This is a genomic window from Henriciella sp. (genome assembly GCF_029937755.1).
Taxonomy (GTDB): domain Bacteria; phylum Pseudomonadota; class Alphaproteobacteria; order Caulobacterales; family Hyphomonadaceae; genus Henriciella.
Window position 1 is genome coordinate 314,289 of the sequence record NZ_JAPYPG010000002.1, and the last position, 12,089, is coordinate 326,377.

16 protein-coding genes are annotated in these 12,089 nt (G+C 60.8%); 10 read left to right on the top strand and 6 right to left on the bottom strand.

The window, feature by feature from the left end:
• Positions 1 to 84: 84 nt before the first annotated feature.
• The 7 genes from Q1K29_RS06895 (at position 85) to Q1K29_RS06925 (ending at position 5,424) form a co-directional block, all read left to right on the top strand.
• A complete protein-coding gene (locus Q1K29_RS06895; RefSeq protein WP_300392442.1) occupies positions 85 to 1,365 on the top strand; it encodes a DNA polymerase IV in 1,281 nt (426 codons plus the stop codon).
• An 81-nt stretch (positions 1,366 to 1,446) separates the two neighbouring features.
• Positions 1,447 to 1,908 (top strand): RidA family protein, encoded by a 462-nt coding sequence (locus Q1K29_RS06900; RefSeq protein ID WP_300392445.1) that lies wholly within the window; start codon positions 1,447 to 1,449, stop codon positions 1,906 to 1,908.
• On the top strand, positions 1,883 to 2,635 hold the full coding sequence (locus Q1K29_RS06905; RefSeq protein WP_300392448.1) for a glycerophosphodiester phosphodiesterase family protein: 753 nt from the start codon (positions 1,883 to 1,885) through the stop codon (positions 2,633 to 2,635). Before Q1K29_RS06900 ends, Q1K29_RS06905 begins: the two co-directional genes overlap by 26 nt.
• Before the next feature lie 21 nt (positions 2,636 to 2,656).
• Positions 2,657 to 3,820: a GNAT family N-acetyltransferase gene (locus tag Q1K29_RS06910; RefSeq protein ID WP_300392451.1), complete on the top strand. Its 1,164-nt coding sequence runs from the start codon at positions 2,657 to 2,659 to the stop codon at positions 3,818 to 3,820.
• Positions 3,817 to 4,395: a hypothetical protein gene (locus Q1K29_RS06915; protein WP_300392454.1), complete on the top strand. Its 579-nt coding sequence runs from the start codon at positions 3,817 to 3,819 to the stop codon at positions 4,393 to 4,395. Before Q1K29_RS06910 ends, Q1K29_RS06915 begins: the two co-directional genes overlap by 4 nt.
• Positions 4,392 to 4,826, top strand: coding sequence for an HIT family protein (locus tag Q1K29_RS06920; protein ID WP_300392457.1), 435 nt, complete (start codon positions 4,392 to 4,394; stop codon positions 4,824 to 4,826). The genes Q1K29_RS06915 and Q1K29_RS06920 overlap by 4 nt, the downstream gene beginning before the upstream one ends.
• 145 nt (positions 4,827 to 4,971) lie before the next feature.
• Positions 4,972 to 5,424 (top strand): hypothetical protein, encoded by a 453-nt coding sequence (locus Q1K29_RS06925; protein WP_300392460.1) that lies wholly within the window; start codon positions 4,972 to 4,974, stop codon positions 5,422 to 5,424.
• Positions 5,425 to 5,447: 23 nt separating this feature from the next.
• On the opposite strand, the gene gatB is transcribed toward Q1K29_RS06925, so the two are convergent.
• From gatB to gatA, 4 genes are all read right to left on the bottom strand, one after another.
• Positions 5,448 to 6,962 carry an Asp-tRNA(Asn)/Glu-tRNA(Gln) amidotransferase subunit GatB gene (gene gatB, locus Q1K29_RS06930; protein ID WP_300392461.1) on the bottom strand — a complete coding sequence of 505 codons (1,515 nt, stop codon included), beginning with the start codon at positions 6,960 to 6,962 and terminating at the stop codon, positions 5,448 to 5,450.
• A 97-nt stretch (positions 6,963 to 7,059) separates the two neighbouring features.
• Positions 7,060 to 7,383 (bottom strand): hypothetical protein, encoded by a 324-nt coding sequence (locus tag Q1K29_RS06935; protein WP_300392464.1) that lies wholly within the window; start codon positions 7,381 to 7,383, stop codon positions 7,060 to 7,062.
• A 49-nt stretch (positions 7,384 to 7,432) separates the two neighbouring features.
• On the bottom strand, positions 7,433 to 7,702 hold the full coding sequence (locus Q1K29_RS06940; RefSeq protein ID WP_300392497.1) for a hypothetical protein: 270 nt from the start codon (positions 7,700 to 7,702) through the stop codon (positions 7,433 to 7,435).
• Between the two features lie 10 nt (positions 7,703 to 7,712).
• A complete protein-coding gene (gene gatA, locus Q1K29_RS06945) occupies positions 7,713 to 9,185 on the bottom strand; it encodes an Asp-tRNA(Asn)/Glu-tRNA(Gln) amidotransferase subunit GatA (RefSeq protein WP_300392500.1) in 1,473 nt (490 codons plus the stop codon).
• Positions 9,186 to 9,361: 176 nt separating this feature from the next.
• Here gatA and Q1K29_RS06950 point away from each other — a divergent pair, with 176 nt between their 5' ends.
• Positions 9,362 to 9,802, top strand: coding sequence for a DUF6491 family protein (locus Q1K29_RS06950; RefSeq protein ID WP_300392503.1), 441 nt, complete (start codon positions 9,362 to 9,364; stop codon positions 9,800 to 9,802).
• A gap of 74 nt (positions 9,803 to 9,876) precedes the next feature.
• On the opposite strand, the gene Q1K29_RS06955 is transcribed toward Q1K29_RS06950, so the two are convergent.
• Both Q1K29_RS06955 and gatC read right to left on the bottom strand, forming a co-directional pair.
• Positions 9,877 to 10,188, bottom strand: a complete 312-nt coding sequence (locus Q1K29_RS06955; RefSeq protein ID WP_300392506.1) for an aa3-type cytochrome c oxidase subunit IV — start codon at positions 10,186 to 10,188, stop codon at positions 9,877 to 9,879.
• 109 nt (positions 10,189 to 10,297) lie between these two features.
• Complete coding sequence (gene gatC / locus Q1K29_RS06960; RefSeq protein WP_300392510.1) at positions 10,298 to 10,585, bottom strand: Asp-tRNA(Asn)/Glu-tRNA(Gln) amidotransferase subunit GatC; 288 nt, start codon at positions 10,583 to 10,585, stop codon at positions 10,298 to 10,300.
• Between the two features lie 81 nt (positions 10,586 to 10,666).
• On the opposite strand from gatC, the gene ruvX reads away from it, so the two are divergent.
• A complete protein-coding gene (ruvX, locus tag Q1K29_RS06965) occupies positions 10,667 to 11,125 on the top strand; it encodes a Holliday junction resolvase RuvX (protein ID WP_300392512.1) in 459 nt (152 codons plus the stop codon).
• Complete coding sequence (locus Q1K29_RS06970) at positions 11,122 to 12,048, top strand: AEC family transporter (protein WP_300392515.1); 927 nt, start codon at positions 11,122 to 11,124, stop codon at positions 12,046 to 12,048. Before ruvX ends, Q1K29_RS06970 begins: the two co-directional genes overlap by 4 nt.
• Positions 12,049 to 12,089 lie beyond the last annotated feature (41 nt).

Below are 12,089 nucleotides of genomic sequence, written 5' to 3' on the forward strand. Positions count from 1 at the left end.
CTCTTCTAGCCTCAAGAGTCTTAATCTTTGTTTGAACGGCACCTTTGAACTTGTCTCAACGCACGGAACATGAGATGAACAAACATGCAGACGCTTTGCCGAGACTGTTCGCATGTCAGCGCTCATCGGCTTCGCATGTGCGCAGCCTGCGGCAGTGACCGCCTCCTCTTTCATGCCCGGCTCCCCGACCTCAGTGTCGCCCACATTGATTGCGATGCATTCTACGCAGCAATCGAGAAGCGCGACAATCCCGAACTACGAAACAGGCCCGTCATTGTTGGCGGTGGAACACGCGGGGTCGTGTCCACCTGCTGCTATATTGCCCGGCTCGATGGCGTTCACTCAGCCATGCCGATGTTCAAGGCGCTTAAAGCCTGTCCGAATGCCGTCGTCATCAGGCCAGACTTCAGAAAATATTCTGCCGTATCGCGGGAAATCCGCGCAAAGCTCGAGGCCCTGAGCCCGCTGGTGCAGATGGTCTCCATCGATGAGGGGTATATCGACCTTTCTGGCACCGCCCGCCTGCATTCACACCCGCCAGCCGCCCTGCTCGCAACACTTGCCCGCGACGTGGAGCGCGATCTCGGCATCACGATCTCGATCGGCCTTTCGGCCAACCGCTTCCTCGCCAAGATGGCCAGTGAAATGGACAAGCCGCGCGGCTTTGCCGTCATCGCGCCGGAAGAAGTGGGCGATCTGCTGGGCCCCATGCCCCTCACAGCCATCCATGGCGTCGGACCGGCCTTCGCCAAACGTCTGGCCACCGATGGCTACCGCCTGATCAACGATATCCGCCGGGCCGACCGCAAGACGCTTATCATGCGCTACGGGGAAAGCGGCCAGCATGTCTGGGAGCGTGCCCATGGCATCGACCACCGGACTGTCTCCCCCGATCATCAGCGCAAATCCGTCTCCGCCGAGCGCACCTTCAACACCGACATTTCCGCCCATGATGTGCTGGAGGACCGGCTCTGGTCGGTCTGTGAGGAGACAGCAAGCCGGGCCAAGAAGCATGGACTTGCCGGCTATACCGTGACGCTAAAGCTGAAGCGAAAGGATTTCCGGACGCTGACGCGCAGTGTCACCCTGCACGACCCGACCCAGCTGGCACAGACCCTGTTTCGGGCCACCCGGCCTCTTCTCCAGAAAGAAACACGATCAGCCACGCCCTACCGGCTGATCGGCATCGGTATCTCTGAACTCTGCCCGGCTGGCGAAGACCAGATCGACCTCATTGATCCAACCGTGGCCAAGCGGGCTGCCGCCGAACGTGCGGCCGACAGGGCACGCGAGAAGTTCGGCCATGGCGCCGTCCAGACCGGGAGAGGCGTGAGGATGGAAGCTCAGAAACTGCGACGCGACTGAACATCGCCTTGCAGCTGCGCACCTCGTATGTCTAAGACACTCTCACTTTGCTAGTGATCGAACCCGGAGGCCCGAGCCTGAATGAGCACACCTGAAGCGCGTCTGTCGGAACTTGGAATCACGCTGCCGGAGCCGATGAAGGCGGTTGCGAATTACGTCCCGTTCGTCATCAGCGGCAACCAGCTCTTTGTGTCCGGCCAGGTCAGCGCCACCCCGGATGGCCGGATCACGGGCAGGCTTGGCGAGACCATGGACCTGCCGGCCGGCCAGAACGCTGCCCGTCACTGTGGCATCAATCTGATTGCCCAATGCAAGGCTGCTGTTGGCGACCTCTCGAAGATCTCCCGCGTGGTGAAACTCGGCGGCTTCGTCAACTCCCACCCGCTCTTCACCGAGATCCCGCAGGTCATCAATGGCTGCTCGGACCTGATGGTTGAGGTCTTTGGCGACAAGGGCCGTCATGCCCGCTCGGCGGTCGCCTGCCCGACCCTGCCGCTCGGAGTTGCTGTCGAGATTGATGGCATCTTCGAAATCGAGACCTGATCACGACGTGGCGGAACGGTTCTCTCTGCTCGACCACGCTTATGCGCATCGCGGACTCTGGACGAAGGACGGCATGGAGGAAAACAGCCTCGAAGCCATTCTCGCCGCTGCGGAGGCAGGCTTTGGCTGCGAGATCGATGTTCGCCCCGCCGCCTGCGGCACGCCGGTCGTTTTCCATGACGAGCAGCTAGACCGCATGACCAAAGCTTCCGGCCCGGTGTCGAAACGCACCGCGGACGAGCTGATGGAGATAGGCCTTGCAGGCGGTGGCACCTTACCCAAACTGACCCAGGTCCTTGAGGCCTGGCCCGGCGAGACGCCGTTGCTGGTAGAGATGAAAATCGATGGCTCGACGGACGCTGTTGGCTTTGCCCAGCTCGTCGCCAGCCGCGTGGCCGAACATGCCGGGCCGGCCGCACTGATGAGCTTCAGCCAACGCGCCGTCACAGCTATTCCGGACGAATTGATGAAGGGTGCGCTTGTCATGCCAAGCATGCTGTCGAGAGAGGTCACGCTCGATGCGATGATCAGCGCGGCAGCAACACTGGCGCCCGATTACCTCGCCTGCCATGTCACCGATGCCATGCGGGCCTCAGGCATTGCGACGGATTACGCCCTGCCAGTGGCGATTTGGACAGTCACAAGCGAAGCGATGGCGGACTCGATCCGCACACTTCCGGTCTCGCCGATCTTCGAAGGATTCGATCCGGCCTTTGCCCGGGGCTGATCTCGCCTTACCTTGGAGCGTATGGACGAAACCAGTTTCCAGATCCGACTGATCCACGGCCTCGCTGACGTGGCTCCCCAGGATTGGAACGCTGTCGCCAACCCGCCGGGCTATCCCGATGACCCCTTCCTGAGCTGGGAGTTTCTCGAAGCCCTGGAATCGACCGGCTGCGCTGTGCCCGAGCACGGCTGGGCGGCGCATCACCTGCTGCTCGAAGCGCCGGGGCGCGGCCTGATCGGGGCCATGCCGCTCTATCTCAAAGGGCATTCCCAGGGCGAGTTCGTCTTCGACCATAGCTGGGCAGACGCCTATGAGCGCGCTGGCGGGCACTACTATCCGAAACTCCTCTCCGCCGTGCCGTTCACACCGGTGACAGGGCGCAGACGGCTCGTGAAACCGGGCCCGGACGAAGCGCGCATCGCCAGCGCCTTGCTGGCCGCAGCCGTCCGGGTCGGCGACAATAACAATCTCTCCTCCCTGCATGTGAACTTCGTTACGGAGGACGAGGCCGCCGCCATGCAGGACGCAGGTCTCATGATCCGCACTGACCAGCAATTTCACTGGCACAATCACTACTATCAGAGCTTCGACGACTTCCTCGCCGAGCTTTCCTCGGCCAAGCGCAAGAACCTCCGCAAGGAACGGCGCAAGGCGCAGGAAGGACTTACCTTCCGCCACATCACCGGTGACGATATTACGGAGGCTCACTGGGACGCTTTCTACGAGTTCTATGTCGACACAGGCGCCCGCAAATGGGGCTCGCCCTATCTGAATCGCGAGACCTTTTCCGTGCTCGGTGAGCGGATGGCGGACAAGTTGCTGCTCGTCTTTGCCGAAGAGGATGGCATGCCGATCGCGGGCGCCATGAATGTGATCGGCGGCGAGCGGCTGTTCGGGCGCTATTGGGGCACGGTGGATCCGCGCCCGATGCTGCATTTCGAGACCTGCTATTATCAGGCGATCGACTTCGCGATCGAGCATGGCCTCAAGGTCGTCGAAGCCGGCGCCCAGGGCGGCCACAAGCTGGCGCGCGGCTATGTGCCCGAGACGACCTACTCCGCCCACTGGATCGCGCATGAGGGGCTCGCTGCCGCTATCGACGACTATCTCGACCGCGAGCGCGCCGCCGTGGACCGGGAATCCGCCTTCCTTCGTGACCGTACGCCGTTTAAGAAGGACGGATGAGCGGGGCTGTTACAATCCGGCGATGCGCGACGCTATCAGAAGCGTTGATTTGTCAGGGATTACTACAGGCCAACGGTCTCCATTGCTCTGTGGACAACTACTACCATTCAGCAAATGAGTGGTGGCTTGTCCCAGCCTTCAATGGGGTTTCCCTAAGCGTTTTTCAAAACGATCGTGATGAAGCCCGCAGGCTGATCATCGAGCATGCGGAGACAGGGCCTGCGTTACTGGAACAGGAATTCGGCCCTTATGAGACGCCTCGCAAGTACGGCGTTATTGCCGCGTGGTACATGCTTCTGGACTACACGCTTAAAATCCCAAGCCTTGTCATTGCGGTTCTTCTGACCGGCCTGTTTTCCCTGATCGGGCAGTTCACTCCTGAAGAATGGTGGAGACAACCGGACGTCCAGACGACTCAGTCCTGGGTTCCAGAGGTGCGGGTGGGAACCTATAACCCGGTTTACGAAACGAGCTTTGAACTTGAAGGCCTGTTGCTCCTGATTGCGATTTTGCTGGTCTTCCTTGCTGATCGCTTGATAAAGCCGCCAACAGTTGCGAAGGATGATACCCAATGACCCTCCACGACAGCTATGATCCCGACAATATCTTTGCCAAGATGCTGCGCGGCGAGGTGCCTTGTGTGAAAGTGCTCGAGGATGATGTCGCGCTCGCCTTCATGGATATCTTCCCGCAGGCCGAGGGCCACACGCTCGTCGTCCCGAAGGATGTCGAGGCGCGAAACCTGCTGGAAATGCCGGACGACAAGCTCGGGCCTTACATGCAGCGCGTCCAGGCCGTGACACGTGCGGTAGAAAAGGCCCTCAAGCCAGACGGCATTGTCGTTACGCAGTTCAATGGAGCACCGGCAGGGCAGACCGTCTACCACCTGCATTTCCATATCATCCCGCGCCGCGAAGGCGAATCACTTCGTCGCCACGCAGACGGTGGTCCGGCTGACACGGACTCCCTGAAGGGGATTGCGGACAGGATTGCTGCATTTCTCTGAGACGAGGAACATCAATACCCAATACGCGTTGTTCCGGCTCGGAAGCCTTTAAACTGCAGGTTTTTGCAGCTTGAGGCGCAAGTGCGTGACAGACGCGATGATTGTACTCAACTATATCCCGCCTTCTCCTTCAGGAGCGGCAATAATGAGACACCAGAATGGTTGGTCCCTGCGGGACAAAGCCGCAAAAAGCGGCGCGCCGCAGACCCGCGCAGAAGTCGACGCAATGATTGCACGGTCGCAACCCTCGACCGTGCTTACTTTCCTGAGCCGTTGGCTTGAGCTTGAAGACGAACATGCTCAGCTTGAAACGCAGGCAGGCCATGTTCGCGATACGCTGGGCGACAAGGTGCTGGGTAATCTGCTCCACGATCGCACGGTCGACATCACCTTCACCATGGTGCGCCGTGCACGCGAACTGATTTCAAAGCCCTCCCGCCAGGCAGCCGATATCGGCGCGAAGGTCTATGTCCTGACGCGGATCGATCAGCTCAGCGATGACGAGGAGCTCAAGTCGCAGATGTGTAAAAGCATCCGGCAAGATGTCGAGGATCTCGATATCGACGTTGAGCGGCTCGCGCGCGCCCGTCAAAGCTAGGCGTTTCAGGCCGACACCCGGGGCTAGTCCAGCCCCAGTTTCGATTTAAGGATCTGGTTGACCGCTTGCGGATTGGCCTTCCCGCCTGACGCTTTCATCACCTGCCCGACAAACCAGCCCATTGCTTTCGGCTTTTCCTTCACGGATTCCGCCTGTTCCGGATTGGCGGCAATGATCTCGTCAACGATGGCTTCGATCGCCCCCGTATCGGTGACCTGCTTGAGACCATGCTTCTCGACAATCTCGCCAGGGCTGCCCTCGCCATCGATCATGCGCGCGAACACATCCTTGGCGATCTTGCCGGAGATGGTGTCATCCGAAATGAGATCGATGAGCTCGCCCAGCTGAACCGCTGAAACCGGGCTGTCGGCAAGCTCGATATCCTCACGGTTGAGATAGCCGAACAGCTCCTGGCTGACCCAGTTGGCGGCCAGCTTGCCGTCCCGGCCATGGGCGACCACTTCGAAGAATTCAGCCCGTTCGCTATCGGCGGTCAGGACGCCGGCATCATAGCGCGAGAGGCCGTACTCCTCCTGGAAGCGCTGGCGTTTTTCATCGGGCAGCTCCGGCAGGCTTTCGCTGATATTGTTGATGAACAGGTCGTCGATCTCAAGCGGAAGCAGGTCCGGATCGGGGAAATAGCGATAATCGTGCGCATCTTCCTTCGAGCGCATCGACCGGGTTTCACCTTTGGTCGGGTCGAACAGGCGTGTCTCCTGGTCCACCTTGCCGCCGCCCTCGATGATCTCGATCTGGCGACGGGCTTCATACTCGATGGCCGCCTGGATGAAGCGGAACGAGTTCATGTTCTTGATCTCGCAGCGCGTGCCGAGATGGGAGAAGTCACCCGTCTCGCGGAACTTTTCGTAAGCGCCCGGCTTGCAGATCGAGACGTTCACATCGGCACGCAGATTGCCCTTTTCCATGTCGCCATCGCAGGTACCAAGCGCCACGACAATCGACTTCAGCTTCTTCACATACGCAGCAGCTTCCAGCGGCGTGCGCACATCCGGCTTGGAGACGATTTCCATTAGCGCGACACCGGAGCGGTTCAGGTCCACATAGGTCGCCGTCGGATCCATGTCGTGGATCGACTTGCCGGCGTCCTGCTCGAGGTGCAGCCGTTCGATACGGACCGGAAAGCTGTAAGCCGGGTCGCCATGGGCGGGCTCGACGTCCACCTCGATCTCGCCTTCACCGACGATGGGGTGGTCGAACTGCGAGATCTGATAGCCCTGCGGCAGGTCGGGATAGAAATAGTTCTTCCGGTCGAAACGCGACCATTTGTTGATCTGCGCCTTGAGGCCGAGGCCCGTGCGCACCGCCTGTTCGACGCATTTGCGGTTGATTACCGGCAGCATGCCCGGCATCGCCGCATCGACGAGCGAGACATTGCAATTCGGATCTGCGCCGAATTTCGTCGAGGCGCCGGAGAACAGCTTGGCTTCAGAGGCGACCTGGGCATGCACTTCCAGCCCCATCACCAGTTCCCAGTCTCCGGTTTCGCCTTTCAGCGTATAGGTCGGGCGCTCAGTCATTTGGAATCATCCAGCGTTCAAAAAGATCGAGCCGCGTTTAAGCATAGCTCCGGCGGGCATGCCATAGGTCAAACCGCTCAAGCGACAGTCGTGGCAATTACTCCCCGCGCTGCTCAGCCTTCTTGCGGGCCGCTTCGACGCGGGCGCGGCGGGCGGCCATGCGGTCCTTGATATTGTTGCTGAGCCGGCTCGGCGGCGCATCTTCGGCCTGCTTGCGTTCACGGCGATACTGGATGCGCTCGATGAAGACTGCTCCGCGGATGGAGATGTAAAGCGCGGCCAAAACAGCAGCGAGCCAGTACATGCGCGTGCGCGGATGGAGCGGATTGATACCCTGCTGCCATGCCATCAGGAAGATCATCAGCACCATAAGGGCGAAAGCGGCGGCGGCGTAGAGGGCGGTACGGGCGCGTCTGGACATCCGGCACCTTTAGCATTGCCACGACCGGCCCGTCACGATCACAGATGCGTTAATCGCGGCGTCCACGCTCGTCCCACTCATCGGCCAGGGGCAGCAGGGGCAAGAGGATCAGGAATATGGCGAACAGAAAGAGGAGCGCCGGCACCGCAGCGCCCCTATCGCCCGAATCTGCAACTCCGCCTGACGTAATCGAATGCACGGCAAGGCCCGCCAAAACGACAGCAAGCGGCCAGCGTATCCAGCGATGGCGGAAGACCGCCGAGCCAAAGATCCAGCTCGTGATTGCCGACAGGAAATTGCGGTGGCCTCTGGTCGACATGACCGGAAGCTTACCACCATTTCTCTGGCTTCGCCACAAAACCGGCCGCCTCTTCGAGGGCGCCGCCAACGCGGAAACAGCTCGTCTCATCGAGCGCCTTGCCAATCACCTGCAGGCCGAGCGGCAGGCCCTGCTTGTCGAGCGCGGCCGGCACGGAAATACCAGGCAGACCGGCGAGGTTCGCCGTCACGGTGAAGATGTCGTTGAGGTACATCTGCACCGGATCGGCCTTCTCGCCATAGGCAAAGGCCGCCGACGGACAGGTTGGTGTCAGCAGCGCGTCGCACTCGCCGAAGACGGTGACGAAGTCGTTGAGGATCTTCTTCCGGACCTTCTGCGCGCGCAGGTAATAGGCATCATAATAGCCCGAGGAGAGCACATAGGTCCCGATCATCAGGCGGCGCTGGACCTCATTGCCGAAACCCTCCGAGCGGGTCCCCTCATAGGTGTTGATGAGGTTGTCGCCAGCAACGCGCGTGCCGTAGCGCATGCCATCATAGCGCGCGAGGTTGGAGGAGGCTTCAGCCGGCGCGACGATGTAATAGGCCGGTAGCGCGTATTTGGTATGGGGAAGGGAGACGTCGACGATCTCGGCACCCTGCTCTTTCAGCCATTCAATGCCCTGGCTCCATAGCGCTTCGATCTCTTCGGGCATGTCATCGACCCGGTACTCCTTCGGAATCCCGATCTTCATGCCCTGGACACCGCGATGGACGGCGTCGCGCCATTCCGGCACCGGCTCTGGCAGCGAGGTGGAGTCCTTTTTGTCATGCCCGCACATGGCTTCCAGCAGGATCGCGCTGTCCTCGACGGTCTTGGCGATCGGGCCAGCCTGGTCGAGGGAAGAGGCGAAGGCAACCATGCCATAGCGGCTGGCGCGGCCATAGGTCGGCTTGATTCCGACCGTGCCGGTAAAGCTGGCAGGCTGGCGGATCGAGCCGCCCGTATCGGAGGCGGTCGCACCAAGGCAGAGATCAGCAGCCACAGCGGTCGCCGACCCACCCGAGGAACCGCCCGGCGTCAGTGTCTGGTTGGAGCCTTCCCGGCGCCACGGATTGGCGGGCGGGCCGAAACGCGATGTCTCATTGGAAGAGCCCATGGCGAACTCGTCCATGTTGAGCTTTCCAAGCATGACAGCCCCGGCATCCCAGAGCTGCTGGGTCACCGTGGATTCGTAGGTCGGGGTAAACTCACCGAGGATGTTCGAGCAAGCGGTGGTTCGAACGCCCTTGGTGCAATAGAGATCCTTTACCCCGATCGGCGCGCCTTCCAGCCGTCCGCCTTCGCCTGCCGCGATCTTCCTGTCGGCCTCAGCCGCCATGTCGAGCGCCTTTTCAGGCGTCTTCACGACATAGGCATTCAGCGTCTCGTTCGACGCTTCGACCTGGTCGATGAAGGCCTGCGTGATCTCGGTCGAGGAAAAAGCCTTGCGTTGCAGCCCGTCCAGGGCGGCGGCCAGCGTCAGTTTGGTGAGTTCGGTCATGTTGCGTTCAGATGTCCGGAAATAGGCTTTGTGGCCTTCGTATGCAGCCCGGCCGCGAAAGTTCAAGTCCCGATGACTGATAGAGGCGATTTGAAACCCCGTGCGGCTGAAGACATTTTAATTGTATGATCAGGCGACAACTCACATTGGAGTTGTCCTGTCACAGGAGGAGCCTAATGCAAAAACTCATGCAAACCCTGACCCTGGGCGCCGCAGCAGCAGCCATGCTGGCCGCCTGCTCGTCTGCCCCGAGCAATGAAGAAGAGATGGCTGACTGGATGAATGATGCCCGCCTTGGCGAAAAGGTGGACCGCATCTGCTTTCAGTCCAGCATCGACAATTTCCGGATGGCGACCAAAAACACGGTGATCGTCGAGAAAGGCGTGAACAAGGAATACCTGATCGAAGTCATGGGAAGCTGCCATGATCTCGCTCATGCGAATGCGCTGAGTTTCGATACCTTCCCGGGATCGGGCTGCATCAGCAAGGGCGATTCGATCTACGGCTATGACAGCGTATTTGGCCGGGACAATACCGGCATTCCACCCATGCGCTGCCCGATCAGCTCGATTTACGAGTGGAATGAGGACGCCGTTGAGGACACGGAAGACGAATAAGCCTCTGCGCCTTCGCTCTTCAAGCCCCATGGTGAGCCCTGCTCCCATGGGGTTTTTTCATCGCAGAAGGCGGCTCAGCTCACCAGATTAAAGAGAAAGATGAAAAACCGCGCGAGCAGGACAATACCCGCTTGCGCAAGCAGGGAAAAATACCAGGCGCTGCCGAGCTTCATTAGCCAGCCCCCGACACCGCCGGCAATTGCCATAAGAAACAACGCAACCAGCCAGTTCATCCCGACACCAAACACCAGCGTCAGGTAGCCTGCGACCAGCAGCACATGCAGGCCGGTCCATCCGCAGAATTTCAGGAAACCGTGAAAGGTCGCTTCGCGCTTGTCGACATCGACACGCGGCGGGGTCTCTGGATTGGTCACAAATTCGACCATAGGGCACCTCCCTCGCTCGGGCTGAACCTCCCCTTTCCAGATCAAATCCGGACATTGGGTTTGGTTCCGATGCGAAGTACGTGCAGGCCGGAAAGTGTTGGGCGGGTGCCTACTCGACCGATTTCGGAACGACGAAGAAGCCGTCCTCGCTCTTCGGCGCGTTGGCGAGGACCTGATTCTGGATATTGCCGTCTGTGACAACATCGTCGCGCATCGGCAAGGTCGCATCGACGACCGAGGTCATCGGCTCGACACCGTCGACATCAACCTCGTTCAGCTGCTCAATCCAGCCCATGATCGCCGACAGTTCGTTGGCCAGGGGCTCAAGGCGCTCGTCCGGCACGGCAATGCGCGAAAGGCGGGCGACCTTGCGGACATCATCCTTTGTAACGCTCATCGGCTTTCTCCAATCGACAAGCGGACCGGATACGCGCTAGGCAGGCCAAATTCAAGAGACGAGCCCACAGCCTTCGCGCCCATGCCAGTCACAGACCTCTTCGCCCTGCCCGCCACCGGGCCGCTGATCGGCATCGATCCGGGCACCAAGACGCTGGGCATTGCCGCCTGTGACCGGTCGCGTCTGATAGCGTCTCCTGTCGAGACGATCAGGAAAGGGCGCAAGCTCGGCCCGTCGCTCGACCGCCTGTTTGCGATCATCGACGAGCGCGCCACGGTCGGTCTCGTCATCGGCCTGCCGCTCAACATGGATGGCACTGAAGGCCCACGCGTCCAGTCCGCGCGCGCCCTGGCGCGAAATATCATCGCCCGGCGCGACCTGCCCATCGCTTTCCAGGATGAGCGCCTGTCCAGCGCCGAAGCCGAACGCGCCATGATTGCCGGTGATCTTTCCCGCGCACGGCGGGCCGAGCTGATCGACGCGTCTGCCGCCGCCATTATCCTGCAGACTGCCATCGACCGGCTCGCCAACGCGACATGAGCGCCTTCCTCGCCGCCCTCGTTCCGGTCATCCTGATTGTCGCGCTCGGCCGGTTTCTTGGATGGCGCAAGGTGCTGGCCGAAGAAGGCTGGCGGGGCATTGAGCGGCTGGCCTATGTCGTCCTGTTTCCCGCCCTGATCATTCGCGCGCTTGCCAATGCACCTTTTGAAGAAGCGCCATGGAAGCTGCCGGTTATCCTGTTGTCGGCGCAGTGCCTGCTCGGCGCTTTCGGCCTGCTGGCGCGCGCCTGGCCTGACATTACCCGTCCAGCCGTCGGGTCGATCATCCAGTCCAATGTCCGCTGGAATACCTTTGTCGCGCTCTCCATCGGAAGCGCGCTGTTTGGCGACGAGGGCCTTGCGCTGGTTTCCATTGCAGCGGCCGCCATGATCCCCGCCGCCAACATATTAAGCGTAACGGCCCTGACCGCCCATGCAGAACGCGAGAGCATTCCGAAACGAAACCCGGTCATCGAGCTCACGCGCAATCCGCTCATCATCGCCTGTTTCATCGGCGGTCTCATGGCCGCCTTTGACATCGAGATACCGGAGCTCCTCGATCTGTCGATCGAGTTGCTTGGACAGGGCACGATCGCCCTCGGCCTTCTGGCGGCTGGTGCAGGAATGAATGTTGGCGCGCTCGGACGCTCCGGTCTGAAGACGCTGACCTGGTCGCTGGTCCGGCTGCTCGCCCTGCCAGCCGTTGCCATCGGCGGTGCGCTCGCCCTGGGCCTGACGGGCACGCCCTTCGCTATCGCGGTGATCTGCGCCTCGGTGCCAACGGCGACCAGCTCCTATATTCTGGCCCGCCAGCTTGGTGGAGACGCACCGCTCGCGGCCAATCTCATTGCGATGCAGACCGTCCTCTCGATCATCACCATGCCGGTGATCTGGTTCGCCTGTCTGCGGGCAGGATTCTTCTAGCCCCTTGCCCCCGCCCGGAATCGCGCATAAACGGCAAAAAA